The organism is Streptomyces sp. RB17 (assembly GCF_009604455.1).
Lineage (GTDB): Bacteria > Actinomycetota > Actinomycetes > Streptomycetales > Streptomycetaceae > Streptomyces.
Genome location: NZ_WEGL01000025.1, coordinates 1 through 22,832 on the forward strand (window position 1 = coordinate 1; position 22,832 = coordinate 22,832).

General features: G+C 69.1%; 29 protein-coding genes and 3 pseudogenes. 18 read left to right on the top strand and 14 right to left on the bottom strand.

Annotated elements, in window-relative coordinates; translation table 11 throughout:
• Positions 1-231, top strand: a pseudogene (locus SRB17_RS47295) (hemolysin III family protein); the annotation flags it as partial.
• A 212-nt stretch (positions 232-443) separates the two neighbouring features.
• On the opposite strand, the gene SRB17_RS43755 reads toward SRB17_RS47295, so the two are convergent.
• The 4 genes from SRB17_RS43755 to SRB17_RS43770 form a co-directional block, all read right to left on the bottom strand.
• On the bottom strand, positions 444-770 hold the full coding sequence (locus tag SRB17_RS43755) for an SCO5918 family protein (protein WP_153547595.1): 327 nt from the start codon (positions 768-770) through the stop codon (positions 444-446).
• Between the two features lie 49 nt (positions 771-819).
• Complete coding sequence (locus SRB17_RS43760) at positions 820-1,224, bottom strand: CBS domain-containing protein (RefSeq protein ID WP_153547597.1); 405 nt, start codon at positions 1,222-1,224, stop codon at positions 820-822.
• 46 nt (positions 1,225-1,270) lie between these two features.
• Positions 1,271-2,749, bottom strand: a complete 1,479-nt coding sequence (locus SRB17_RS43765; protein ID WP_153547599.1) for a DEAD/DEAH box helicase — start codon at positions 2,747-2,749, stop codon at positions 1,271-1,273.
• Between the two features lie 350 nt (positions 2,750-3,099).
• The gene (locus SRB17_RS43770) at positions 3,100-3,303 is read right to left on the bottom strand and encodes a cold-shock protein (RefSeq protein ID WP_153547601.1); all 204 of its coding nucleotides are present in this window, start codon (positions 3,301-3,303) and stop codon (positions 3,100-3,102) included.
• Between the two features lie 784 nt (positions 3,304-4,087).
• Between SRB17_RS43770 and SRB17_RS43775 the strand changes: the two genes are divergently transcribed.
• The 3 genes from SRB17_RS43775 (at position 4,088) to SRB17_RS43785 (ending at position 6,176) form a co-directional block, all read left to right on the top strand.
• Positions 4,088-4,624, top strand: coding sequence for a VOC family protein (locus tag SRB17_RS43775; RefSeq protein WP_323377579.1), 537 nt, complete (start codon positions 4,088-4,090; stop codon positions 4,622-4,624).
• Positions 4,625-4,776: 152 nt separating this feature from the next.
• Positions 4,777-5,754 carry an L-threonylcarbamoyladenylate synthase gene (locus SRB17_RS43780; protein ID WP_323377580.1) on the top strand — a complete coding sequence of 326 codons (978 nt, stop codon included), beginning with the start codon at positions 4,777-4,779 and terminating at the stop codon, positions 5,752-5,754.
• Positions 5,755-5,933: 179 nt separating this feature from the next.
• Entirely contained in the window at positions 5,934-6,176 is a 243-nt protein-coding gene (locus SRB17_RS43785) for a cold-shock protein (protein ID WP_323377581.1), read from the top strand.
• Between the two features lie 196 nt (positions 6,177-6,372).
• Here the strand turns inward: SRB17_RS43785 and SRB17_RS43790 are convergent, their stop codons facing one another.
• Positions 6,373-7,014 (bottom strand): carbonic anhydrase, encoded by a 642-nt coding sequence (locus SRB17_RS43790; protein WP_153547603.1) that lies wholly within the window; start codon positions 7,012-7,014, stop codon positions 6,373-6,375.
• A gap of 32 nt (positions 7,015-7,046) precedes the next feature.
• Positions 7,047-7,960, bottom strand: a pseudogene (locus tag SRB17_RS43795) (IS982 family transposase).
• A 126-nt stretch (positions 7,961-8,086) separates the two neighbouring features.
• Here SRB17_RS43795 and SRB17_RS43800 point away from each other — a divergent pair.
• The gene (locus SRB17_RS43800) at positions 8,087-8,509 is read left to right on the top strand and encodes a pentapeptide repeat-containing protein (RefSeq protein WP_153547605.1); all 423 of its coding nucleotides are present in this window, start codon (positions 8,087-8,089) and stop codon (positions 8,507-8,509) included.
• A 116-nt stretch (positions 8,510-8,625) separates the two neighbouring features.
• Here the strand turns inward: SRB17_RS43800 and SRB17_RS43805 are convergent, their stop codons facing one another.
• From SRB17_RS43805 to SRB17_RS43820, 4 genes and pseudogenes are all read right to left on the bottom strand, one after another.
• Complete coding sequence (locus tag SRB17_RS43805) at positions 8,626-8,781, bottom strand: DUF6131 family protein (protein ID WP_323377582.1); 156 nt, start codon at positions 8,779-8,781, stop codon at positions 8,626-8,628.
• Positions 8,782-8,821: 40 nt separating this feature from the next.
• Positions 8,822-9,292: a hypothetical protein gene (locus tag SRB17_RS43810; protein ID WP_153547607.1), complete on the bottom strand. Its 471-nt coding sequence runs from the start codon at positions 9,290-9,292 to the stop codon at positions 8,822-8,824.
• Between the two features lie 56 nt (positions 9,293-9,348).
• Positions 9,349-9,906, bottom strand: a complete 558-nt coding sequence (locus SRB17_RS43815) for a hypothetical protein (RefSeq protein WP_153547608.1) — start codon at positions 9,904-9,906, stop codon at positions 9,349-9,351.
• A 352-nt stretch (positions 9,907-10,258) separates the two neighbouring features.
• Positions 10,259-10,372 (bottom strand): annotated as a pseudogene (locus SRB17_RS43820) (MerR family DNA-binding transcriptional regulator); the annotation flags it as partial.
• 110 nt (positions 10,373-10,482) lie between these two features.
• Between SRB17_RS43820 and SRB17_RS43825 the strand changes: the two are divergent.
• The 4 genes from SRB17_RS43825 to SRB17_RS43840 all read left to right on the top strand — a co-directional run bounded on the left by SRB17_RS43825 (position 10,483) and on the right by SRB17_RS43840 (position 13,626).
• Positions 10,483-11,700 (top strand): glycosyltransferase, encoded by a 1,218-nt coding sequence (locus SRB17_RS43825; RefSeq protein WP_153547610.1) that lies wholly within the window; start codon positions 10,483-10,485, stop codon positions 11,698-11,700.
• A gap of 59 nt (positions 11,701-11,759) precedes the next feature.
• Entirely contained in the window at positions 11,760-12,020 is a 261-nt protein-coding gene (locus SRB17_RS43830; RefSeq protein WP_194294358.1) for a hypothetical protein, read from the top strand.
• Between the two features lie 170 nt (positions 12,021-12,190).
• Positions 12,191-12,769: a carboxymuconolactone decarboxylase family protein gene (locus tag SRB17_RS43835; RefSeq protein WP_153547612.1), complete on the top strand. Its 579-nt coding sequence runs from the start codon at positions 12,191-12,193 to the stop codon at positions 12,767-12,769.
• On the top strand, positions 12,766-13,626 hold the full coding sequence (locus SRB17_RS43840; protein WP_323377583.1) for an RNA polymerase sigma-70 factor: 861 nt from the start codon (positions 12,766-12,768) through the stop codon (positions 13,624-13,626). The genes SRB17_RS43835 and SRB17_RS43840 overlap by 4 nt, the downstream gene beginning before the upstream one ends.
• A gap of 228 nt (positions 13,627-13,854) precedes the next feature.
• Here the strand turns inward: SRB17_RS43840 and SRB17_RS43845 are convergent, their stop codons facing one another.
• Positions 13,855-14,355 carry a GNAT family N-acetyltransferase gene (locus SRB17_RS43845; RefSeq protein WP_153547614.1) on the bottom strand — a complete coding sequence of 167 codons (501 nt, stop codon included), beginning with the start codon at positions 14,353-14,355 and terminating at the stop codon, positions 13,855-13,857.
• A gap of 161 nt (positions 14,356-14,516) precedes the next feature.
• Here SRB17_RS43845 and SRB17_RS43850 point away from each other — a divergent pair, with 161 nt between their 5' ends.
• Entirely contained in the window at positions 14,517-15,671 is a 1,155-nt protein-coding gene (locus SRB17_RS43850) for an IS630 family transposase (protein WP_323377585.1), read from the top strand.
• Here the strand turns inward: SRB17_RS43850 and SRB17_RS43855 are convergent.
• The gene (locus SRB17_RS43855) at positions 15,668-16,132 is read right to left on the bottom strand and encodes an Lrp/AsnC family transcriptional regulator (RefSeq protein ID WP_153547617.1); all 465 of its coding nucleotides are present in this window, start codon (positions 16,130-16,132) and stop codon (positions 15,668-15,670) included. The two genes, SRB17_RS43850 and SRB17_RS43855, sit on opposite strands and share 4 nt — an antisense overlap.
• A gap of 113 nt (positions 16,133-16,245) precedes the next feature.
• Here SRB17_RS43855 and SRB17_RS43860 point away from each other — a divergent pair, with 113 nt between their 5' ends.
• The 4 genes from SRB17_RS43860 (at position 16,246) to mihF (ending at position 19,261) form a co-directional block, all read left to right on the top strand.
• Positions 16,246-17,412: a Glu/Leu/Phe/Val family dehydrogenase gene (locus tag SRB17_RS43860; RefSeq protein ID WP_153547620.1), complete on the top strand. Its 1,167-nt coding sequence runs from the start codon at positions 16,246-16,248 to the stop codon at positions 17,410-17,412.
• Positions 17,413-17,566: 154 nt separating this feature from the next.
• A complete protein-coding gene (locus SRB17_RS47300; RefSeq protein ID WP_228396674.1) occupies positions 17,567-17,884 on the top strand; it encodes a GNAT family N-acetyltransferase in 318 nt (105 codons plus the stop codon).
• On the top strand, positions 17,881-18,693 hold the full coding sequence (locus SRB17_RS43870) for a class I SAM-dependent methyltransferase (protein WP_153547621.1): 813 nt from the start codon (positions 17,881-17,883) through the stop codon (positions 18,691-18,693). Before SRB17_RS47300 ends, SRB17_RS43870 begins: the two co-directional genes overlap by 4 nt.
• A gap of 253 nt (positions 18,694-18,946) precedes the next feature.
• Positions 18,947-19,261, top strand: a complete 315-nt coding sequence (gene mihF, locus SRB17_RS43875; protein ID WP_153547623.1) for an integration host factor, actinobacterial type — start codon at positions 18,947-18,949, stop codon at positions 19,259-19,261.
• A 23-nt stretch (positions 19,262-19,284) separates the two neighbouring features.
• Here the strand turns inward: mihF and SRB17_RS43880 are convergent, their stop codons facing one another.
• Entirely contained in the window at positions 19,285-19,719 is a 435-nt protein-coding gene (locus SRB17_RS43880) for a hypothetical protein (protein ID WP_153547626.1), read from the bottom strand.
• The gene (locus tag SRB17_RS45805; RefSeq protein WP_228396671.1) at positions 19,664-19,864 is read right to left on the bottom strand and encodes a hypothetical protein; all 201 of its coding nucleotides are present in this window, start codon (positions 19,862-19,864) and stop codon (positions 19,664-19,666) included. The genes SRB17_RS43880 and SRB17_RS45805 overlap by 56 nt, the downstream gene beginning before the upstream one ends.
• Positions 19,865-21,048: 1,184 nt before the next feature.
• Here SRB17_RS45805 and SRB17_RS43885 point away from each other — a divergent pair.
• The 4 genes from SRB17_RS43885 to SRB17_RS43900 all read left to right on the top strand — a co-directional run bounded on the left by SRB17_RS43885 (position 21,049) and on the right by SRB17_RS43900 (position 22,757).
• The gene (locus SRB17_RS43885) at positions 21,049-21,390 is read left to right on the top strand and encodes a MerR family transcriptional regulator (RefSeq protein WP_153547628.1); all 342 of its coding nucleotides are present in this window, start codon (positions 21,049-21,051) and stop codon (positions 21,388-21,390) included.
• A gap of 290 nt (positions 21,391-21,680) precedes the next feature.
• Positions 21,681-21,848, top strand: coding sequence for a hypothetical protein (locus tag SRB17_RS43890; RefSeq protein WP_153547630.1), 168 nt, complete (start codon positions 21,681-21,683; stop codon positions 21,846-21,848).
• A complete protein-coding gene (locus tag SRB17_RS43895; RefSeq protein WP_153547632.1) occupies positions 21,845-22,063 on the top strand; it encodes a hypothetical protein in 219 nt (72 codons plus the stop codon). The genes SRB17_RS43890 and SRB17_RS43895 overlap by 4 nt, the downstream gene beginning before the upstream one ends.
• Positions 22,064-22,262: 199 nt before the next feature.
• Positions 22,263-22,757: a GyrI-like domain-containing protein gene (locus tag SRB17_RS43900; RefSeq protein ID WP_153547634.1), complete on the top strand. Its 495-nt coding sequence runs from the start codon at positions 22,263-22,265 to the stop codon at positions 22,755-22,757.
• Positions 22,758-22,832: the final 75 nt, after the last annotated feature.

Sequence of the window (22,832 nt, forward strand, 5' to 3'; positions counted from 1 at the left end):
GTCCTGTGGGTCCACGCTCCGCGCCGGCTGTGCACCCCCTGCCACCTGGCCCTGGGGTGGGCTCCGGTGCGTTACCTGCCCGACTTCCTGCACACCGGCGGTGCGGCCGTAGTCACCCTGACAGTGACCGGCGGTCTCCTCCACAGCGTGGGCGCGGTGGTCTACGCCGTCCAGCGTCCCGCCCCCTCGCCCCGCTGGTTCGGTTTCCACGAGGTGTTCCACGCCCTGACGGGCCGGCCACGCATCTGCACTTCCACGTCGCTCGGATCCTGCAGGCTGCGGTGGGGATCCCGGAGACGGGCGGGATGTACCGCGTCGCGATCGAGGACGTCAGTGCCTGGACCGTGGGCGACTTCGGCTACTCCGACCACTGACCCACCGAGACACGGCACACGGTGAGGCCCGACCGGTGTGTGCCGGTCGGGCCTGACTGCTCTGTAGGCTCACACCTGTCCGTACGTCAGGCGGATCGGTGGAGTGCCGAGCATTGCGGAAGCCCGCTGGTACGGGCTGGCCATGGGCGCAGATGCGGCGGTAGGGCGGGTGCGGCAGGTGAAGCCGAGTTGGGTCATGGCCCGCAGGACTTCGCCGGCGGTGAAATCGCGGCGGTCCTGGCGGGTGATGACCTGGCCGACCTGCTTGGCCGGGTAGTGGTGCCGTCCGATGATGACGAACTCACTGGTGACCGGCTCGGGTCTGACGCCCTTCATCGATTCCACCACGCCGCTCTTGGTCAGGTCGAACGGGAAGCGGGCGATGACACAGCGCATGATGCCTCCAGGGAGAAGAGAAGACGGGGCCGGGTGGGGTGAGGGCGGTTCAGCCAGTGAGGGCGAGGATGCCCAGAGCGTTGCGGTGTCCGTCGTCCACGGGCGGGGCCCCGAGCCGGCGGCAGCGCATCGCGCGCTCGGCTTCGGCCCTCGTGGTCAGCGGCGAGGCGAAGGGCCCGATGACGTCGGCGATGTCACGCAGGCGGATCCGGTCCGTGTATCCGGAGCCGTCACGAACGGCCGTGAGCCTGGCCCGGGTGACCAGGCCGGTGTACATACCGTCCTCGTCGCAGACGACCAGATGACCTGTACGGGCGGCGGTCATCACGGACAGTGCCACCTCCACGGTCATGTCCTCCCAGACCTGCGGTCCGGCCGCGTCCATGCTGTCGGCCGCCGTGCCGTGCGCGGGCTGGGCGCTCGCCGGGCGGAACTGCGTCTGGTCCAGCGTCAAAGGGTGCCTCCTGTGGAGTTGGGCCGACTTCCTGATCACGAAGGTTCTATGCCGCCGCACCGGCGGTGGACTGCCGTACGGGCGCGCGGCGGGCCGCCGAGGCGGGGCGGCGTCGGCCGCGTGAGGTGGCGCCGCGCTTCTTGGGGCGTTCGACCACCGGTGCGGTGATGACGACCGGGATGCCGGAGGGGGCCTGGGCGCCGGTGATGCGGTGCAGGGCCTCTTCGCCGGCGCGGACCTGGGTGGTCTGCGGGACGATGCCGGCCGCTGCCATGAGGCGGGTCATGCTGCGGCGCTGGTTCGGGGTGACCAGGGTGACGACGCTGCCGGACTCTCCTGCGCGGGCGGTACGGCCGCCGCGGTGGAGGTAGTCCTTGTGGTCGGTCGGCGGGTCGACGTTGACGACGAGGTCGAGGCTGTCGACGTGGATGCCGCGCGCCGCGACGTTAGTCGCCACCAGCACGTTGACGTGCCCGGTCTTGAACTGCGCCAGCGTGCGGGTGCGCTGTGGCTGCGACTTCCCGCCGTGCAGGGCGGCGGCCCGTACCCCGCTGTTCAGGAGGTGCTCGGTGAGGCCGTCGACGGCGTGCTTGGTGTCGAGGAACATGATGACGCGGCCGTCGCGTGCGGCGATCTGGGTGGTTGCCGTGTGCTTGTCGGCGCCGTGAACGTGGAGCACGTGGTGCTCCATCGTCGTGACCGCGCCGGCCGAGGGGTCGACGGAGTGCACGACGGGGTCGCTGAGGTAGCGGCGCACGAGCAGGTCGACGTTGCGGTCGAGAGTGGCGGAGAACAGCATGCGCTGGCCTTCGGGGCGGACCTGGTCGAGAAGGGCGGTGACCTGCGGCATGAAGCCCATGTCGGCCATCTGGTCGGCCTCGTCGAGGACGCTGATGGAAACCTGGTTCAGTCGGCAGTCGCCGCGGTCGATGAGGTCTTTGAGGCGTCCCGGTGTGGCGACGACGACCTCGGCGCCACCGCGCAGCGCGCTCGCCTGCCGGCCGATCGGCATCCCGCCCACCACCGTGGCCAGCCGCAGCTTCACGGAGCGGGCGTACGGGGCGAGCGCGTCGGTGACCTGCTGCGCCAGCTCACGCGTCGGTACGAGGATCAGCCCCAGCGGCTGCCTGGCCTCGGCGCGCTGCCCGGCCGTACGGGCCAGCAGCGCCAGCCCGAAGGCGAGGGTCTTACCGGAGCCGGTGCGCCCCCGGCCCAGTACGTCCCGGCCGGCGAGGGAGTTGGGCAGGGTCGCGGCCTGGATGGGGAACGGCACGGCCACGCCTTGCGAGCCGAGCGCGGCCAGCAGTGCCCCGGGCATGTCGAGATCGGCGAAGCCCTCCACGGCGGGAAGCGCGGGGGTGATCGTCTTGGGGAGGGCGAACTCCCCCTGGATTGCGGCGGGTCGGCGGCTGTAACCACCCGAACGGCTCGTGGCCGACGAACCGAATCGGCTGCCGCCCCTGCCGGAGTCGGTACTGCCGTTACGCGTGCGGGCGAAGCGGTCGTTCGTGCGTGTGCGGTTCATGCGGAACCTTCCTCGATGCGGCACATATCAAGGAATTCCCGCAGCGATGAGCGGCACGGAGAATTGCAAGAATTGGCCGGTGGAACGCAACAGCGAATCTGGCCGGCGGAAAATCCGTGCGGGCGCAGGCGCTGAAACGAGTGGCGCGATGTGGACGCAATATTCGGGGCGTCCGCTGCGATGTAGCTATGAGGGGATGCGTCTGCAGCCCTGAAGGATGCTCCGTATATGCGGTGAGCCTACGGGTTTCCTGGTTGTCGTCCACAGGTGAAACCACTGCGGGAAATGCGAGTAGCTGGGGCCCGCTACCCCGAAGGATGCGGGCCCCAGCTACAAAGTGCGCGTGAGCGTCAGGCGAGAACGATGTTCTCGGCCGTCGGGCCCTTCTGGCCCTGCGCGATGTCGAAGGTCACCTTCTGACCTTCGAGCAGCTCGCGGAAGCCCTGGGCGGCAATGTTCGAGTAGTGGGCGAACACGTCAGCGCCGCCACCCTCCTGCTCGATGAAGCCGAAGCCCTTTTCCGCATTGAACCACTTCACGGTACCAGCAGCCATGTTATTTCTCCTTTGGGGCAGTGCCTCGGCGTCCGCACTTCGCGGACCCCGTGTCGCCGCGATGATCACCCCACCCGGAAAAAGACCGGATATAAAAAAGCGCTTCCAGCGACACAGGAGCCGCCCGGAGAGCACTTGAAGTTTCGGGAACCACAACTGCAACTGAGATCGACAGTAGCACGCCGCAGTGACCTGTGTGCGGTGAAGAGTCCCACTCCACTTATTGCGGCAGAGAATCTGTCTGCATGTTCCGTTGAAATCTCATCCCGCGGGCACAGATATTGATCCAGCCGGAGCGCAACGTTTCGGGGAGCATGGACGCGCCTCAAACGGCAGGCCAGGTCTCCCGAATCGCCGCCGGCCGGCCCGGCCGTTCCGACGGCGGCGCCGTTCTCCGGCGCCGCAAGTTGAAAGTAGGGCAAGATCGTGACCGTTCCCCGTCTGCTGACGGATCAGGAGCTGAGCCAGGCACTCGCCAGCGTGCCCATGACCCCGAACGGCGCGTCCGATCTGTCCGACATCTACACGACACGCGCGGCGGTTCGCTCGCTCGCCGAGTCGATCGCCGGCAGCCTGCTCGACGCCCCGTCGGCTGGGGCGTCGAGCAGGCTGAACGCAGCATCGGCCTGGGCCGACGGCGACCGCCTTGGAATCAGGCGATGCCAGGCCGGCGCTGGGTGTCGCCGCGGCCGATGGGGAACCACAGCAGGCTCCCGAGGAAGGAAGCCATCACTCACGGATCCGGCTTGACCCTCACGTTGCGTGAGGCTGGAGGGTGGGGTGCGTGAGTGACTACTACGACGCGTTTGAGATGAGTCCCGTGCCCGCTCCCGGCCCGGATGCGGTTGCGCCCGAGCCGTTCCGTGGCATCTATGGAATGCCGGCGTTCGTGACGATCCCGACCAGCGATCTGGCAGCGTCGGTGGACTACTGGATTCGTGGGCTCGGGTTCTTCGAGCTGTTCAGCATCCCCGGCAGGCTTGTGCATCTGCGCCGGTGGGCGTTCCAGGACGTACTCATCGTCTCGGCGGCGAGCCTTCCGGAGCAGCCGCCGGCGATGAGCTTCAGTTTCGCGTGCCTGCTCAGCCAGGTCGATTCCCTTGTCGAGGCTTGTCGTGCAGTGCGCGAGGACTCGGTCGACGGTCCACAGGACACGCCCTGGAACACCCGCGATGTGGAGGTGCTCACCCCCGAGAACGCCCGGATCGTTTTCACTGCGGCGAAGCCCTTCGATCCGGCCGGTCAGGAGGCGCGGAACCTTGCAGCCATCGGGATCGCCCCACCGGGCGACGGTCACGGCGACGATGGGGAGCATGCCTGATGCCACTCACGCCGGTGGCCTGACCTCGGTCAGGTCTCGACGCGACTGTACGTGGCAGTCCGCACGCTGCACGCCGCCGCGCCCTCGGGGGCAAGTCGCTGGTCAGCCGACTGCAACCAACCTGATGACCGGGTACACCTAGGATTGCTGGGGTGACGGCAACAACCAGTGACATCGAGAAGGCGGCCGAGGTGCTGCGTGCCGGAGGGCTGGTGGCCCTCCCGACCGAGACCGTCTACGGTCTGGGCGCCAACGCCGAGGACCCCGCCGCCGTCTCGCGCATCTTCCAGGTCAAGGGACGCCCGCCCTCCCACCCACTGATCGTCCACATCGGCGGCGCGGAGCAACTGGACGACTGGGTCCAGGACGTGCCCGCGGCGGCGCGCCTGCTGGCCGAACACTTCTGGCCGGGGCCCCTCACGCTGGTCCTGCGGCGCGGTGCCCGCGTTCCCCTCGAAGCGACGGGTGGCTTGGAGACGGTGGCCGTGCGCGTGCCCGACCACCCCGTCGCACTCGCGCTGCTGTCGGCCTTCGGCGGCGGTGTCACGGCCCCGTCCGCCAACCGCTTCGGCCAGGTCAGCCCCACCGCGGCGGACCATGTCCGTGCGGAGCTCGGTGACGCCGTGGACTTCGTGCTGGACGGCGGACGGTGCGAGGTCGGCGTGGAGTCGACCATCGTCGACGTCACGGGCGAGATCCCGAGCATCCTTCGGCCCGGCGGGGTGACCCGCGAGGACCTCGAAGCGGTGCTGGGGTGCCCGCTTGCGGTCCCCTCGACCAGCCACGTTCGGGTGCCGGGCCAGCATCCGTCCCACTACGCGCCGCGTGCGCGGGTCGTCCTCGTCGAACCGGAGAAGGTCGTCGCCGAAGCGGAGCTCGCCCAGGAACTGGGGCACCGGGTGGGCGTCTTTCTTCCCCCCTCCTTCGCCGACGCCCCGGTGAAGGCGCACGCCGTGGTGACGGTCCCCGGTTCGGTGGCCGCCTACGCGCGCGGGCTGTACGGGTTCCTGCGCGAACTCGACCAGCGGGGCTGCGACCTCATCGTCGCCTCCTTGCCGGTGGAGGAGGGGCTGGGACTGGCGATCGCCAACCGGCTCCGCCGCGCCGCGGGGCCCCGGCCCACCGTGTGACCGGCACCGACGCCGTGTCCTGAAGAAGCTGTTTCTCAACTGCGGGTCGCGGTGGTGACGGCTGGAGCGGGCGCCGCCTTCATGCCCGCGCGCCCGGCGATGCGCCCTTGGGGGCTGATCGTGCGCGGGTGGAGGCTCTGCGATCACCGCTGGCCTCCAAACGGGGGTGATGAGGTCGTGTGGGAGTGGTGAAGTGGTTCGATTCTGAGCGGGGTGTGGGCCGCGTCGTGCAGGACGGCGGAGGGCCCGATGCCGTCGCGTGCCGGTCAGCGGTTCAGGGGCTCGGGGAGGGAGCGTTGCTCGCGGGCGAGCCGGTGGAGTTCGACCTCATCGTCGACGCCGCGGGCGTCCGCGCGGACAATATCTGCCGCCTTCGCCTCTGCCAGGGCAACGTCCGCCGGGTCGTGCCCCCGGCTGGCTGACCCCGCTTTGAGTGATCATCTCGGCCTCGGCAAAGCGGCCTTCGCCTTCTTGCGGCCCCTGACCCGACGCCGGTGCACAATCAGGGGCCGCCGACACGCGTACGCCGTGTCGCATCCTTCAACGTCACCACGACAGGCAGGACACGCCGACGTCAACCGCGACCGTTTACCGCTGCTGTGGCAGCGCCGGGGCGGGTCAGGACGCGGCGGGCACCGCCGCATCGAGGCCGCGAGAGGCGACGAGCTGCGCGCTGCCGTCGGCCAGGCGGTAGCACAGGCCCACCACAGCGGCCTGCCCGGCAGCAACCTTCTCGGCGAGCACCCGGGAGCGGTCCAGCAGCAGGTCGACGGTGTGCCTTATGTGCTCGGCGAGGATCTCCTGCGGCTCCACGTGTCCGGCGGCCCGCGCCGCCAGCACGCTCGGGGTCACCCGCTCCACGACGTCCCGGATGTAGCCGGCCGGTGCCATGCCGTCCTCGAGCGCGGCGCATGCTGCGCCAACCGCGCCGCACGAGTCGTGGCCGAGGATCACGACCAGCGGGCAGCCCAGGATGTCCACGCCGTACTCGATGCTGCCGAGCACCTCCGGGCCCATGACGTGGCCTGCGGTGCGCACCACGAACAGATCGCCCAGGCCGCGGTCGAAGATGATCTCGGCGGCCAGCCGGGAGTCGGAACAGCCGAACAGCACCGCGAAGGGCTGCTGGGACGGTGCGATCTCGGTGCGGCGGGTGGCGTCCTGGTTCGGGTGCTCGGGGGTGCCCGCGATGAAGCGCTGGTTACCGGCCAGCAGCAGCTCGAAAGCGTCGCGGGGCGTCGGAGTCTGGATCTCGCTCATGGCCGCAGCCTAGATGATCGATTCCAAGGGGTTTACTGGTCGTAGGCGGTCAGTGCGCGCATGACCGGCTGGCCGGTGTGGTCGTTGTGCCAAATGGCGGCGGTGAGCGCGAGGATGCGCTGCAGGACGCGGACGGCCACGCCTGCGGGTGTGTGGCCGCGGTGGCGTTCGAGGTCGAGTTGTCCCTTGAAGGTCTCGTTGATCGACTCGATGACCTGCCGCAGCGGCTTGAACAGCTGTCATCCGGCCCGCTCAGCTTCGCCCTTGCGGGCCGGTCGCAGCAGCCGGATGTCCAGCTCTGCCAGTTGCTGCTCGAACTCGCAGCCGAAGTAGTTCTTGTCACCGATCAGCGTCTGGCCGGGGCACTCGTCGATGAGCTGTGGCTCGACGGCGAGCAGGTCCAGCAGGGTCTCGCGCTCGTCGGCCTTGGCTCCGGTCAGGGCGAAGGCGACGGGCAGTCCGTACAGGGTGCACACCAGATGCAGGCGCAGCCCCCAAAGAACCGGCTGTGGCTGGCGCAGTAGCCGTACTGGGCCCAACCGGCAAGGTCGGACCGCTTGACGGTCTCGCGGGAGAGACCGCACTCGACCGGTGTGCAATCCACGACCCACACATCGTCGGTCCCCACAGTGGTGTCGACCGCCAGCGTGCGGGTGATGCGACGAATCAGCTCGGCGGCCTTGCGCAGCCGCTTGTTGTAGCCGGGCTGCAGGGGCAGGTAGGGGAACAGGTGCCGCAGATGGGCACGGGCGTGCCGCAGCCACCGGGCCTCGGAGGTGAAGCCCAGCATCGCCTGCATCATCGCCAAGGTCACCAGCTCGGCGTCGCTCAACAGCGGCGCGATGCCCACCGCCGGCCGCCAGGGGACGAGCTGCGGCGAATCCTTCAGCAGGTCGTCGGCCTTCACATAGAGTGCGGTCGCGAGGGAGTCCAACTCAGCCTCCACACACCGACGTTGGACTCTCCCGGCAGACCTGGGCGCCACTTCCGCGCGACCTTCTGGGCCAGCTGGAGCCGTCGGCGCCCACAATTGCCGACGACGGCCGCCTCCCAGGGCTGACACGATGTCCGCATGGACAGAGCGGTGACGGCAAAGGAAGACCTCGCGTCACGCCGTCGGAATGCGGCGCTCCAACGGCAGTCCTTCGATGGTGATGATCTCGCGTCGGTGTGCCTGCAGCAGTTGTGGTTCACCCGGTGCTCGTTTCGCGGGACCGATCTGCGTCACGCCACCCTCGACGGCTGCCACTTCAAGCTGTGCGATCTTCGCGGGGCCAACCTCCGCGGCGCCTCCCTGCGAGGAATCTCCCTGGCGGGCTGCGATCTGACCGGCGCCGACCTCCGAGAGGCGGACCTGACCGGCGCACGATTCGGTCAGGTCCGCACTGGCATCCCGCCTCACGGGCTGACCAACGCCACCGGCGTCAAGCTGGACAACGCCGTCTTCCGCGACCTTGAACTCGACCAGGTCATTGGCTGGCCCATCACCAAGTGATCGGCCGATGGCCCAGGCGCGTGAACCTGCCTCCACTCATCAGGCCCCCCTTGGAATCGTTCATCTAGGACCCGGCACCAGCCGTCGCACCGCCTGGTCCTTCCGGGGCGGGCGGGCTACCAGTTGTGGCGTCGGCCTCCGACGGCGTGGCCGACGGCGCCCAGGAGCCACAGGACGGCGCCGATGACGAGCAGGATCATGCCGATCGTCCACAAGATCGAGATGCCGAGTACGAAGCCGGCGATCAGGCAGATGATCCCTAGGACGATCACGGCGGCCTCCGTGTGCGAGTGAATGCCTTGGCCCAGCAGATCAGGTAGCGAGCAGGCGGTTGAAGAACGAGCGGTAGTCGCGAATGGCCAACCGCAGCTCTTCGGTGTCCGCGTTCCCGCTCCGGTCCCACTGTCCCTCCAGCTCCTGCCTGTGCTCGGCGAAGGTGGAGGCCAGCTGCTGCATGACATCGGCCACGAGGGCGTCCGCATCGTGTACAGCGTCGCGCGGGTCGTCTACGAACTCGTTCTGCACCTCCTGCCAGCGAGCCCGGAAGCCTTCCGCGTCCTTTGCCGCCAGGAGATGCGGAGCTTCCTCCTCTGCTTGGCCACCCGCTTTCGAGGCCGGGGTCTCAGCCGTCCCCCGCGGTTCTGAGGTGCTCTCGCCGGGGAAGGCAGGAGCCTCGGTCGGCCCCTCTGGTGCTTGCTTCGACCGGCTGGGCTGGGCGAGATCCTCGGTGGTCAGGTCGGCTTCGCCGGTCTCACGGGGGTCGGTCTTGTCGTTGCGCTGCATGGTTGCCTCCGTCCCTGGTGCCTTCGGCGTCTCGGGTCGGGATCTTTGGGCCGTTATCAGGCCCGGGCATGACGGGCTTGGCCGCCATCGGTGAGCAGCTCGTCGAAGAGAGCCCGGTAATGGACCATGGCTCCTCGCAGTTGCTCGGTGGTCGCCTTGTGCTGGGTGCTGAGCGTGTCGACCTGGTGGGCGGCCCGGTAGTGCTCCAGGGTGCGGCCGTGTTCCACCGAGAGGTCCTTGAGCCGTTGCTCAAAGCCCTCGGTGGGGTAGCCGCGCTCGTGCATCAAGGAAGTCACCAACCCGTCGGCGTCATGCACGGCGTCCTCCGGTCGGTCCACGAACTCTTCCTGGACGCTCGACCAGTCACGGGCATACCGGTCCCGCACGGCGCTCGGCAGCGGCTTGATCTCCAGCTCATCGTGACGCTTTTCGCGCTGCCTGAGCTCACGCTCGCCTGCCACATGGCCCCCGGCGGCCTCGACCGTTCGTTCGTACTCCGGGCCGAAGCGCTCGCGTAGATGATGGCGGCGCGTGACCAGGAAGACCGCCGCTGCGACCAGAGCCAGCACCACAACGATGGGAATGACGATGGCCAGAATTGTCCCTGTTGACATGGGGTGCAACCCCCTCACATCGGCCAGTTACTAGGCATCGAGTGCCCGCAGGATCTCCACCGAAACGAGGTCCGCTCGCGTCGTGTGGTCTCGTTCGCTACGAGCCCGGCCCGTAGAGCGTCGGCGATACGCCCGGTCCCTTCGTAAGGTGTGGAGGCAGTGGGATCACGCTCCGGTGGGACTGCTGCAGGGTTGGGTGACACCTGGCCAGGCTTGCTGAGAAGCGGCCTGGAAGGATGATGCAGTGCCAAGCCGTATCCGAAGGAGTTCCGCGAGGACGTCGTTGTCCGACTTCCGGGCCGAGGTATCAGCCCTTGAGCTTCTCCGAGTCGATGACCTCGCCGGGCGGCTGGCTGCGTCCGCTCTCGGGCAGCAGCCCGATGTCGGAGTAGTAGCGGATGGTCTTCACCGGCAGCCCGGTGCGCGCGGCCAGATCGCCGATGCCCACCGTGCCCTCTCCTTGTATGCCGTGCGTCACAGCTAGTTGAACCTCCACCGCGCAGGAGCCGTTAGCGTCCACGACGACCGCCGCCTTCTGACGCGCCCGGGGCGGCACTCGCCGAGGAGGATCATCACATGCGGATTCTGATCGTCACCGCCGGTTCACGCGGGGACGTCGCACCGTTCACGGGCCTGGGGCAGCGTCTGCTGGATGCCGGGCACCAGGTCGCCGTGGCCGCGCACCTGCCCTTCTCTGGACTCGTCGCCGGGTGCGGCCTCGACCACCGGCCTCTGCCAGGGGATCCGCAGGAGTTGATCCGAGCACGCGCTCTGGCGACGTCACCGGAGGAAGCCCGGGCGGTGGCCTCGGCGTTCTTGGACCGGCTGGCAGACGGGGTGGTGGAGGCCGTGGCGGACGGCACCGACCTGGTGCTCACCGCGTTCGGCCCCGCATCACTCAGCCAGACAGCTGGGGAGGCGTTCGCCGTGCCCGTCATCGGTACCTACCTGGCGCCGGCCTTCGCCACGAGGGAATTCCCGCTGCCCGGCGTGCCGGGCGCCGACGACCTAGGACCGGACGGCAACCTCGCTGCGGGCCGGGCGCTGCTGGCGCGGGCCGGAACGCTCCAGGAAGGGGGCCTGACGCGGCTGCGCACCCGGCTCAGGCTGCCCGCCGCCGTGGGACCGGTGCAGACAGGAAAGATCAGGCCGGTCTTCCACGGCTTCAGTCCCCGGGTGGTACCGCGCCCGGCGGACTGGCCGCCCGATGTCGAGGTGACGGGTTACTGGTGGCCGGCCTGCCCGCGAGATTGGCGGCCCCCGGCCGAGCTGATCGACTTCCTCCAGGCCGGTCCGCCCCCGGTGTTCATCGGATTCGGCAGCATGGCACCGAGCCAGGGGGATCGCTTGGGCGAACTGGCGGCGGCGGCCGTGGCTCGGGCGGGGGTGCGCGCGGTGGTGCAGGCGGGGTGGGCCGGCCTGAGCGCGGTCGGCGATGACGTCCTGGCGATTGGTGACCTGCCGCACGACTGGCTGTTCCCTCGCACGGCCGCCGTCGTTCACCACGCCGGGGCGGGCACCACCGCGGCCGGACTGCGCGCTGGGGTGCCCGCCGTGCCGGTACCTGTCATGGCCGACCAGCCGTTCTGGGCAGCCCGGCTGCACCGGCTCGGAGTCGCCCCGCGGCCGCTGCCGTTCCACGAGCTCACCGCTGAAGCCCTCGCCGAGGCGATCACCGCCTGCATGGCCGATCCGGCCCACCGGCAGCGAGCGGTCGAACTCGCCCGCCGCATCGCCACAGAGGACGGCACCGCCGCGGTACTCGCCCGCATCGGCGTTGCGTCCGACGGATAAAACTCGCTGTCCTGGCGGCGCTGGAGCAGCGGACAGCCCTGCGTTACACGATGCCGGGCATGACCTCGAAGGAGACGACCAGCTACGTCGCCCACCACCTGAAGATTCCCAGACGCCCGGACCAGCTGTTCACCGAGGACGCCCTCACCCTGATCCACACGACCTCGCGCGGCCACCCCCGGGCGGTCAAAAACCTCTCCCTGCAGGCCCTGGCCGCCGCGTTCGCCACCGGCAAGCTGAAGCTGTGCCAGAACCCTTCAAGCAGCAGCGTTTGTTCGCCGGTTTGGGCAGCAGTTGACGATCTTCGGACTCGCGGATAGTCACGAGAAATAGCAGCAATGCATGGGGCTCTGCGGCCAAGTGGGAAGAACGCGCGCGACGTGGACGGGCTGCAGGGGCGCGCCGGGGCGGAGATGGGTGTCACATGCGTGGGCCGGGCGGTGTCTCCATGCCGAACAGCCTCAAAGGGACGCACACAAGGAGAGAGAGCATGACACTACGCCTTCCGAAGGCCGAGCTCCCCGCTGAGCTCAAGGAGAGCATGATCAAGCAACTGGGCGTCGTGCCCGAGAACGTTGAGGTGCTGTGGCACAGCCCCCGGGTGACGCAGGACAACCTGGAGTTCGGTGTCAGGGTGGGGGCGTGGGGCGCGGTCGACCCAGGCCTGAAGTCGTTCGCGCACATGGCCGTCGCGTCGCAGGTCGGCTGCAGTTGGTGCCTGGATGTCGGCTATTTCCAAGCGCAGAACGAGAACCTGGACCTGGCCAAGGCGAGCCAGGTGCCGCGCTGGCGGGAGGCAGACGTGTTCACGCCGCTGGAGCGCGATGTCATGGGGTACGCCGAGGCGATGACGAACACGCCGCCGACCGTCACCGACGAGCAGTACGCCGCCCTTCTGGAGCGGCTCGAGACGGAGGCGATGGTGGAGCTCACTGCGTTCATTGCCTACGTCAACCTGGCGACCAGGGCGAATGTGGCGAACGGGGTCACCTCGCAAGGCTTCTCCGACGCCTGCGAGGTCCCGCTGGCCAAGCGCCCGGCGACGTCCCGCACAGGGTCTACGGCGTGACCGAGGATCGATTCAGCGCCCACCGCAGCCTGCTGTTCACCGTCGCCTACGAGATGCTCGGCTCCGCGGCCGATGCGGAGGACGTGCTGCAGGAGACCTGGCTGCGGTGGGCCGGCGTCGACCGGTCACAGGTCCACGACCCGCGGGCGTACCTCGTCCGGGCCGTCACCCGCCAGGCACTCAACCGCATCCGCACACTCTCACGCCGGCGCGAGGACTACGTGGGCGAGTGGCTGCCCGAACCTCTGTTGACCCATCCCGATGTGGCCGACGACGTCGAACTTGCGGAAAGCGTCTCTATCGCGATGCTGACCGTCCTGGAGACGCTCGGACCGGTGGAACGCGCGGTGTTCGTGCTCCGCGAGGTTTTCGACATGCCGTACGACGAGATCGCCGAGGCCGTGGGCAAGACCCCCGCCACGGTTCGGCAGGTCGCCCGGCGGGCCCGGGGCCACGTCGCCGCTCGACAGCCACGCGTCAGGGTGACCCGGTTGGAGCACAAGACCGTGATGGACCGTTTCGTCGCCGCGCTGCACACCGGGCGCATCCAGGACCTCCTGGACATGATGGCACCGGACGTGGTCCTCATCGCCGACGGCGGAGGTATCACCGCCGCCGCTCTGGCCCCCATCCACGGCGCCGAACTCGTGGCAACGATGCTCGCCGGCACCGATCGGGCCGCCTTCGAGACCACGGCGGTATGGCTCAACGGCGCCCCCGCGATCCGGATCGAATCCGGCAGTGGAGGGGCCGCGGTCAGCCTCGTGATCGAGAACGGTCGCATCACCCGGATCTACGCGACATCCAACCCGCAGAAGCTGACACGACTCGAAAAACCGGCCGATCTCACCAGATAATCCGCGGGCGCGGGTGTCCCGAGCATGCCACAGCTGGAACACCCGCGCTCGATCTCCCGCATCACCATGCCGTCACGGTGGTCACGCCACAAAAACTGAAGGCGTGGCGCGGCATCGCCGCCCGCTACGGCAAGACCCCGAGAGATACCTCGCAGCACTCCACCTGCGCGGCGCGATCACCTGGCCCCGCAGTCTCCGCCCACCGGCACCAGTGACTGGCGCCGGACGCTAAAGAGCGAGCTTGAACCCATCGTGACTGCGCGCGAAGCCCAGCCCGTCATAGAAGCGGTGCGCGTCCTCGCGCCGCTTGTTGCTGGTCAGCTGGACAAGCGCGCAGCCACGCGTGCGGGCCCGCTCGATCGTACGCTCCATCAAGATCCGTCCGAGCCCGCCGCCGCGACGGTCTGCGCGGACCCGCACCGCCTCGATCAGGGCCCGCTCGGCCCCGCCCTTGCCCAGCCCCGGGATGTACGTCACCTGCAGACAACCAACGACCCTGCCGTCATCACCCTGGTCGTCGACGCCTTCGACCAAGACCAAAATTTCGTTACGCGGGTCCGCGTCGATCGCAGCGAAAGCCTGCTCGTACGCCTCATCGACCACGAGCGTCGCCGGATCCACCACCCTCTCCTCGTCAGCGAGCAGAGCGAGCACCGTGGGCAGGTCAGTGCGTGTCGCGGGGCGCAGCTTGAGAGCAGTCACGTGGACGGATTCAGGGGCAGCTGGCATAGCACCGACCATAACCCGCCCCTCACCGGGACCTTCCGCCCTGCCCCTGATCACGACTCCGCACAGGCCATAGCAAGTGCTGTTCCCATATAGGTTCGCCGGCTTGGCGGTCGTGGCGAGTTGGATGGGCGGTGACGTCCGTTCCGATCGCTGGAGGTGTGGTGGCCGACCCTGTGCGGGTGCGCCGACTGACCGACCAGGAAGGGCAGAAGCTGCAGCAGATCGTGCGCCGGGGCAGTACCAGCTCGGTACGTTATTGCCGGGCGATGACGCTGCTGGCGTCCGCCGGAGGGAACCGGGTCCCTGCGATCGCCCAGCTGATGCAGGCCGACGAGGACACGGTGCGGGAGGTGATCCACCGGTTCAACGAGACCGGTCTGGCCTGTCTGGACCCTCGACGGGCGGGAGGCCGTCCCCGCCTGCTCAAGCCTGACGACGAGGACTTGGTCGTCCAGACGGCCACCACCCGCCCCACCAAGCTCGGCCAGCCCTTCACCCTCTGGTCGATCCGCAAGCTCGCCGCCTACCTGCGCCGCCTGCCCGGACGTATCATCCGCATCGGCCGGGAAGCCTTACGGTGCCTGCTCCGGCGCCGCGGCATCACCTTCCAGCGCACCAAGACCTGGAAGGAGTCACCCGACCCCGACCGCGACTCCAAGCTCGACCGGATCGAGCACGTGCTGGAACGCTTCCCGGACCGGGTATTCGCCTTCGATGAGTTCCGGCCGCTGGGGATCCGGTCGACCGCAGGCTCGTGCTGGGCGAAGCCGGGCAAGCCCGACCGGCTGCCGGCAACCTATCGCCGCACGCACGGTGTCACCTACTTCCATGGCTGCTACTCCGTCGGTGACGACCATCTGGGGGGCGTCAACCGCCGCCGCAAGGGCACCGCCAACAGCCTGGCCGCGCTGAAGTCGATCCGCGCCGCCTGGCCCGACGGCGCCCCGATCTACATCGTCTTGGACAACCTCTCCGCCAACACCGGCGCCGACATCCGCCGCTGGGCGAAGAAGAACAAGGTCGAGCTGTGCTTCACCCCGACCTACGCCTCCTGGGCCAACCCGATCGAGGCCCACTTCGGCCCGCTGCGGCAGTTCACGCTGGCCAACTCCCACCACCGCAGCCACCCCGCGCAGACCCGGGCCCTGCACCGCTACCTACGCTGGCGCAACGCCAACGCCCAACACCCCGAAGTGCTCGCCGCCCAGCGTAAGGAACGTGCCCGCATCCGCAGTGAGAAGGGCATCCGCTGGGGTGCACGCCCCCGCGCAGCCGCGGCTCGACAACAGGCGAGCCCCATGCGGTCACAGCATTAGTTGGGCGTGGGAAGGCGTGCGGGGGCGGTGTTGCTCACCTGCTGAAAAATGACCGAGGTGCGGAAGCCGGTGATTTCACCGCGCTTGCTGAGCCGGTCGGTCAGGAAGGCGTGCAGGTGGTCGAGATCCTGCACCGCGACGTGAAGGAGGAAGTCGTCGCCTCCGGAGAGCACGAACACGTGGAGGACTTCCGCTAGGCCGCTGGCGAAGCCCTTGAAGGCGTCGATGACAACGCGGCTGAGGGGACGTACCTGAACTGACACGAGCGCCTGAACGCTGCGATTGAGGGCCGCGGGGTCGATGTCGGCGTGGTAGCCGCGGATGACGCCCCGTCGGTGGAGTGCCCGAACCCGCTCCAGGCAGGTCGAGGGGGCGATGCCGAGTTGCCGGGCGAGTTCCCGGTTGGACTGCCGTGCATCTGTCTGGAGAAGCCGGACAATCTCCGAATCAAGTTCGTCCATGGCCGACAACCTTATCCCATTTTCACTCAATCGTTCGGCCGTGGCCCCGTTCAATGAGTCGTTCGTGCAGCATGACGCTACCAGGCCGAATAAATGAAGGGACGGGTGGGTTTATGCTCGATCATGAGCAGGTCGCGATCCACACCGGTCGGCGCTCGCGGCTTCCGGTGATCGTGGCTGTTCACTCCACGGCACTCGGTCCGGCAGCCGGCGGCCTCCGGCTCTGGCACTACCCCGACTGGCGGGACGGCCTCACCGACGCCCTTCGCCTGTCGGCCGCGATGACCTCCAAATTCGCCGTGGCCGGGCTGCCCAGCGGCGGCGGGAAGGCCGTCGTGGTCCTGCCGGAGGGGATGAAACTCGATGCCGGCCGACGTCGCGACGTGATGCGTGACGTGGCAGACGTCATCGACTCGCTTGGCGGGGCGTACGCCACTGGACCGGATGTCGGGACCGGCCCCGACGACATGGCACTGATCGGGGAAACCACCCCCCATGTGTTCTGCCGGCCGGCGCATCTGGGCGGCAGCGACGACTCGTCCCCGCACACCGCGCAGGGGACGCTCGCCGCGCTGCGCGCCGTCAGCCGACGGTTGTACGGCACCGCGAGTCTAGACGGCCGCAGTCTCGCCGTGGTCGGTCTGGGCCGCGTCGGCGCCGACCTCGCCCGCCTCCTCGCCGCAGAGGGCGCCGCCCTGACGGTCACCGACATCGACCCGGACAAGCGCAGCACCGCCGACGAGCTCGACGCTGTCTGGCGATCGCCCGACGAGATCCTCGCCGCGAACGTGGACATCCTGGTCCCCGCGGCTCTCGGCTCCGTCCTGACCAGGCAGACAGTGGCGGAGCTGCACTGCCGCGCCGTAGTCGGACCGGCCAACAACCAGCTCGCCACGCCCGATGTCGCAGACCTGCTGCACCACCGCGACATCATCTGGGTGCCGGACTATGTCGCGAGCGCAGGAGGAGTCATCAACGCCATCAGCACCGAGCTCCACCACGTCAGTGCCGATGACGCCCACGCACGCGTCCGCGCCATCGAGGACACCGTCGACGACCTGCTGGACACCGCGCAGCGCCGCGGCCAGACCCCGGCGCAGGCGGCCGGCGAGCTGGCCATGCGCCGCCTGCGCGCCGCCTCGGCCCCGGCCAACTCACCCACGCCATCTACGGCTGCGGGCAGCGGGGCCCGGCGACGCCGAGAACATGGCGCTGCTGCACGCCGAAAGCTGGCGTCGGCACTACCGCGGCGCCTACTCCGACGCGTTCCTGGACGGTGACGTGGTGGCCGACCGGCGGTCTGTCTGGTCCTCGCGTCTTTCCGCCTCGAATGGTGGCGGCGCGACGGTCTTGGCCGAGGACGACACCGGACTTGCGGGGTTCGTCCACGTCGTCTTCGACGAGGACAGCCGCTGAGGCAGCCTCGTCGACAACCTGCACGTCGCCCAACACCGCCGACGAACGGGCCTTGGCACCGCGCTGCTCTCCCACGCTGCGCAGGCCGTTGTCGAACGCGCGACGGGCAACGCCGTGTACCTGTGGGTGCTCGACCAGAACACAGCGGCCCAGGAGTTCTATCGAACCCTGGGCGGCATCTGTGTCGAAAAGGCGCCGGTGTCACCCCTCGGCGGCGTACCGTCCCGACTCGCCGACTCACCCACCAAGCTCCGCTTCACCTGGCCCGACGCCTCGCTGCTCGCGCAGACCGACGCACGACGAGGCGCACAGACAACCCCGAGGAACACGCCATGACCACCGATACGGGTACCGCCGTCGACCACTACGACCGGCTGCTCGCCGAGCACTACACCTGGATGCTGGGCGGCGACGTCCACGAAGTCGCGGACCGGCAGGCCACGCTGCTCTCAGAACTCGGCCTGGCGGGGGTCGAAGACGGCGGGACGGCCATTGATCTGGGCTGCGGCTCCGGTGCGCAGACGCTGGCCCTGGTCCGCCTCGGCTTCTCCCCCGTGATCGCCATGGACACCAGCAGCCGCCTGCTCGACGAGCTTGTCGCGCATGCCCAGGGCACCGGGGCGGTGCGGCCCGTGCACGGCGACATCCGCACCGTGCTGCCCGAGACGGCCGAGCCGGGCACGGTCGCGGCCGTCGTCTGCATGGGTGACACGCTTCCCCACCTCACGTCCAAGACAGACGTCCCCGTGCTGCTCGGCCACATCGGCCGTGCCCTCGCCTCCGGTGGCCACCTCGTCGTCACCTACCGCGACCTCACAGCGGAGCTGCGTGGCTCCGACCGCTTCATCCCGGTACGCAGCAGCGACGACCGGCTGCTCACCTGCTTCCTCGAATACCGCGACGAGGACACGGTGGTCGTGCACGACCTGCTCCACACCCGGACGAACGGCTCTTCGGCGGGGTGCCTTCCCGGTGAACACCAGGTGCCCCGGTGCCGACCAGACGTGAGGTGGCGTAAACGGTCTTCTGGCCCTGGTTCTGGCACGGATTCCGTGAACCCGGCAAGAGGCCGTCACGGTCCGTGGTCGGTCCGAGCCGGACGACTGTGCTGGTCGGCTCGCGGTGGTAGAGAATGCTCGGCATGACGACTTGAAGAGCACCGGCCGGGCGGCAACTCGCCGAGCACGCCAAGCGCGAGGCGTACCCCGAAGCCGTCGAAGCCGCGCACGCCGACTTCGCCGCCCTGAAGGCCGCCGACGACATCCCCCGGCCCCGCCCGGCCCGCGTCCTCACCCCCGAGGATGCCGTGTAAACCCCATAAACGTGCTGGTCAAAGCCATGACAGCGGGGGCATGATGGGCCCGTTTCCGCATGTGTACGACGAGAGGACCACCCCTCATGGCTCTGCCGCCCTTGACCCCGGAACAGCGCCGGGCCGCGCTGGAGAAGGCCGCCGCCGCGCGCAAGGAGCGGGCCGAGGTGAGGGACGCCCTCAAGCACGGCAGGCTCTCCCTCGCCGAGGTGCTGGCCTGCGACTCCGAGGCCATCCGCAAGATGCCCGTGCGCACCCTGCTCGCCTCCCTCCCCGACATCGGCAAGGTCCGGGCCCAGAAGCTGCTGGATGAGATGGAGATCGCCGACAGCCGCCGCATCCAGGGTCTGGGCATCGCCCAGCGCGAACGTCTCCTTCAGCGGTTCCCGCGCAAGCGCTGACCCCCGTCACCGACTCTCCCGGTTCACCCCGGCCGGTCCGCATGGTGCCGAACGAGCGTCTCGTAGGCGGCGATCAGCCGCTCGGTCCGGTCGGCGACCAGGTCGAGCGTCGCCTCTGCGAGCTGCCGACTAACCAGGGCAAGGCGTAGTTCGATGAGGGCGCCGGTGGCTTCGATGGCGGCCCAGGCCCCGGCCGCGTGGGCCTCGACCTGCTCGATCCCGCCGTCTTCGTCCTGGTCCGCGTCCGGGTCGTCCATGGTGACCGCGCCCTCGGTGTGCTGGTCCTCCAGGAGCAGCGCCAGGCGGTCGGCGGGGAAGGCCAGCTCGATCCGGGCAACTCTCCAGTGGTCCTCCGGGACCGGCCAGCCGTGCGGGAAGGCCGCCGCCGCGCGATGCGCGGCCTCACCCAGGCCCGGGGCGGCGTTGACCAGGTTGTGGGTGGGCCCGGGTGGCGGCACTGAGAAGATGGGCGGCCAGAGCGGCCGTCCGCTCCCCATCGTCCACGGCCTCGATCTCCTGCGGGACGGGCAGGCTCAGCGCGGTCAGGGCGGCACGCAACTGGGCCTCGCCCGGGGCGAACTCGTCGTACACGAACGGCATCATCCCGCACCCCGTTGCGCTGCGGAGCGAACTCGATGAGCGGGCCCCGGGTGCCGGGCCTGGGATCCGGGGCCCGCCCGCACGAGTGCCGTGGCGGACGTGCAGGTGTCTTACGGAGAACGAGCCCACCGGCAGGAAAGTCACTCCGATAGCGCGCAAACACCAGACTGTCCCGGTCAAGGCGGTGAACGCATCTGCGCGGCCACCAGCGGTGTCATCGGGGAATGCGGACGTGGATGGTCTTGCCTCGCCCGGGGACCGGGGTGATGGTCACCTTGCCAGCCAGGCGGCGGACCATGGGCCATCCGAACCCGCCGGCGCCACCGTTGAGGCCGGGATCGCGTTCCCACGGGGGCGCGGGGTTGGGGTCGCTCACGGCGATGGTCACCGCGTCGGCGGTGGCGCCGAGCCGGAGGGTGTACCGGCCGGCCGCCGCCGTGCCGCAAGGCGTTGGTGGCCAGTTCGGAGACCACCAGGGCGAGTGTCTGAACCCTCTCCGGGGCCACGGCCGGGGCCAGACCTTCAGCGAAGGCGCGGGCGACGTCCCGGGCGCGGGCGACGTTGGCGGGGCTGTCGCCCTCGACCACGGCGGGGGCGCTGGGGGCCGCCGTGCGCGTCTCCGTGTCGCTCATGCGCTACCACCCCGCCCCGGATCGGTTGTGCCGCCAGGTTCAGCGTGTGCCCGCCGACCCGGGCTTCAACCCGGGACAGCACTCTTCCGGGTGTACCCGCGAAAGAAGTACAGACATCACCTGTAGAGAAAACATGTCATGGTGACAGTAGACATTGGCGCATCGCGGGGTTACTGTCTTCGTCGTACCCAGGAAGTCGAAGTGGGCACGGCAGACACGAACTGCCGTGCTGGCAGGTCAAGCAGGACACGACCCAAGAGGGCCGTGAGCAGTACCCGCGGTATCCAGCAGTACAACCGAGTAACCGAAGGTAAGGAGCGAAACGCCATCAGGATCGCCCGGGCGAGGAAGCAGTCCGCCCGGGTACCGCAGGCCCCGGATTGGAAGGTGGTCCCCGGTCACGCATCCGCGATCCCCGCAGCCCCGCCCTCCCAGGCGGAACCTGCGGACACGGAAACCCGGCGCAGTTCGCCGGTAGATGGTGTTGAAAGCTCGGGGCCCGGGCGCCGGTACGGCACCCGGGCCCCCCGACGCGTCCGCTGAAAGAAGAGGTCTATGCCCCCTGGCAGTTCTCGCGCCGTCACCCCTCTCGATGACGACGACTACCCCGCCTACACCATGGGCCGGGCCGCCGAGATGCTCGGCACCACCCCCGCCTTCCTCCGCGCCCTCGGCGAACACCGCCTGATCACCCCCCTGCGCTCTGAAGGCGGCCACCGCCGCTACTCCCGCTACCAGCTGCGCATCGCCGCCCGCGCCCGCGAACTCGTCGACCAGGGCACCCCCATCGATGCCGCCTGCCGCATCGTCATCCTCGAAGACCAGCTCGAAGAAGCCCAGCGCATCAACGAAGAACTGCGCGCACAAGGCCGCGAGCAGCCGAAGACCTCAGCCTGAACAAGGAGACACCGACTGCCGGCGGGGCATTGAGCCCCGCCCTTCGCATTTACGTCGTCAGCGGTACTCCTCCGGCATCGGGCACACCCCCGAGATCTATGACCACTGCGTCACGTTCAGTTACTTGTCGGGGGGCGGCAGCTATACGAGATCAGGGCCATCTACCGGCCACTCGCCGAGCACGAGAAGCGGCAGGCGTACCCCGAAGCCGTCGAGCAGGCGCACGCCGACTTCGCCGCCCTCCAAAGCGGCAGGAGCATTCCGGGCCAGACGGCGGGGAGCATCAGCGCATGATCTACGGACCCCACCGCGCCAAGGGCGCGCCCGCCCTGGGCGTCCTGCCCGGGCAGGACGGCCCCTTCGGCCCGCGGCCCGCACCGGGCGAAGACGAAGCCGGCGTGGACGCCGACGAGTTGGCCGCCATGGTGCCCGCACCCAGAGATGGGAGCCAGCGGTGACGCTCTGGCGGCAGGTCCCGGCCGCGCTCACCGACGACACCCTCGACGACGCCGAGCGGACACGGATCGTGGCCCGCGGCGCCGCCCAGCTCGCCACCCGCCGCGCACCCGAGGGCCGGCGGGCCACACCCGACGACGTCATGGACGCCGCCTTCCACGAGTTCGACTTGCTGCTCGACACCGACCAGGCCCGCACCGCCCTCCGCTGTGATTGAGCGAGCCAGTTGGCCGTTGAGCACGCTTGTTGGCCACTCTGAGCATCCCGGTTGGCCGTCGGCGCGTGTGGCCCAGACGAGACAGCCAGACACCATGGGAGCGGGGCTGAGGGAACGCCCTTGAAGGCAGGGCGATGAGTTCTCGGCGCACGTCAGGTCTACACGTCCCGAGTAGCCCTGAAACTAGGATGGGAGCAGCATGAGCACACGTGGATCCAACGGCGAGTCCAGTGCCTCGGAGCCGCAGCTTGTGAATCTGGACCCGGCGACGACAGCCGTAGTCCGTAGCGTCGTCGCGATGGCTGACCTGCGGAACTTCTTCGATGCTTCCTTCGGTGCCCTGGCTCGGACCATCGAGGCACAGCGGATCACAATGCTGAGTCCAGCCTTCGGCCTCTACCACGGGTCGCCCGGAGACACCCTGGACCTGGAGGTCGGGTTCGTCACGGATCGGCCGGTGCGGCCGGAGGGCGGGGTCGTGGTCAGTGCCCTTCCCGGAGGCCGGGTCGCGCGGCTGACGCACTTCGGGTCGTTCGACAATCTCGGGTCCTCCTGGGAACGGCTGCGCTCCTGGATGCAGGCGCAGGTACTGCCAGCCGGAGAGGATAGGTGGGAGACCTACGTCACGCAGCCCTCCCCGGACATGGACCCGCGTGACCTGCGTACCGAACTCAACTGGCCAGTGACGGACTGACAGACCTGCCGCATGGGGCGAAGGCCCGGTGCATCGTTACCCTGCGGCCAACCGTGATGCTCAAGTGGCCAACTG

What these genes read in the sequence shown, in the direction of transcription:
- SRB17_RS43755 (WP_153547595.1), bottom strand. Translation starts at nt 770, where the DNA reads ATGCGCTGTGTCATCGCCCGCTTCCCGTTCGACCTGACCAAGAGCGGC.
- SRB17_RS43765 (WP_153547599.1), bottom strand. Translation starts at nt 2,749, where the DNA reads ATGAACCGCACACGCACGAACGACCGCTTCGCCCGCACGCGTAACGGC.
- SRB17_RS43770 (WP_153547601.1), bottom strand. Translation starts at nt 3,303, where the DNA reads ATGGCTGCTGGTACCGTGAAGTGGTTCAATGCGGAAAAGGGCTTCGGC.
- SRB17_RS43790 (WP_153547603.1), bottom strand. Translation starts at nt 7,014, where the DNA reads ATGAGCGAGATCCAGACTCCGACGCCCCGCGACGCTTTCGAGCTGCTG.
- SRB17_RS43800 (WP_153547605.1), top strand. Translation starts at nt 8,087, where the DNA reads ATGGACAGAGCGGTGACGGCAAAGGAAGACCTCGCGTCACGCCGTCGG.
- SRB17_RS43810 (WP_153547607.1), bottom strand. Translation starts at nt 9,292, where the DNA reads ATGCAGCGCAACGACAAGACCGACCCCCGTGAGACCGGCGAAGCCGAC.
- SRB17_RS43815 (WP_153547608.1), bottom strand. Translation starts at nt 9,906, where the DNA reads ATGTCAACAGGGACAATTCTGGCCATCGTCATTCCCATCGTTGTGGTG.
- SRB17_RS43825 (WP_153547610.1), top strand. Translation starts at nt 10,483, where the DNA reads ATGCGGATTCTGATCGTCACCGCCGGTTCACGCGGGGACGTCGCACCG.
- SRB17_RS43830 (WP_194294358.1), top strand. Translation starts at nt 11,760, where the DNA reads ATGACCTCGAAGGAGACGACCAGCTACGTCGCCCACCACCTGAAGATT.
- SRB17_RS43835 (WP_153547612.1), top strand. Translation starts at nt 12,191, where the DNA reads ATGACACTACGCCTTCCGAAGGCCGAGCTCCCCGCTGAGCTCAAGGAG.
- SRB17_RS43845 (WP_153547614.1), bottom strand. Translation starts at nt 14,355, where the DNA reads ATGCCAGCTGCCCCTGAATCCGTCCACGTGACTGCTCTCAAGCTGCGC.
- SRB17_RS43855 (WP_153547617.1), bottom strand. Translation starts at nt 16,132, where the DNA reads ATGGACGAACTTGATTCGGAGATTGTCCGGCTTCTCCAGACAGATGCA.
- SRB17_RS43860 (WP_153547620.1), top strand. Translation starts at nt 16,246, where the DNA reads ATGCTCGATCATGAGCAGGTCGCGATCCACACCGGTCGGCGCTCGCGG.
- SRB17_RS43870 (WP_153547621.1), top strand. Translation starts at nt 17,881, where the DNA reads ATGACCACCGATACGGGTACCGCCGTCGACCACTACGACCGGCTGCTC.
- mihF (WP_153547623.1), top strand. Translation starts at nt 18,947, where the DNA reads ATGGCTCTGCCGCCCTTGACCCCGGAACAGCGCCGGGCCGCGCTGGAG.
- SRB17_RS45805 (WP_228396671.1), bottom strand. Translation starts at nt 19,864, where the DNA reads ATGATGCCGTTCGTGTACGACGAGTTCGCCCCGGGCGAGGCCCAGTTG.
- SRB17_RS43885 (WP_153547628.1), top strand. Translation starts at nt 21,049, where the DNA reads ATGCCCCCTGGCAGTTCTCGCGCCGTCACCCCTCTCGATGACGACGAC.
- SRB17_RS43890 (WP_153547630.1), top strand. Translation starts at nt 21,681, where the DNA reads ATGATCTACGGACCCCACCGCGCCAAGGGCGCGCCCGCCCTGGGCGTC.
- SRB17_RS43900 (WP_153547634.1), top strand. Translation starts at nt 22,263, where the DNA reads ATGAGCACACGTGGATCCAACGGCGAGTCCAGTGCCTCGGAGCCGCAG.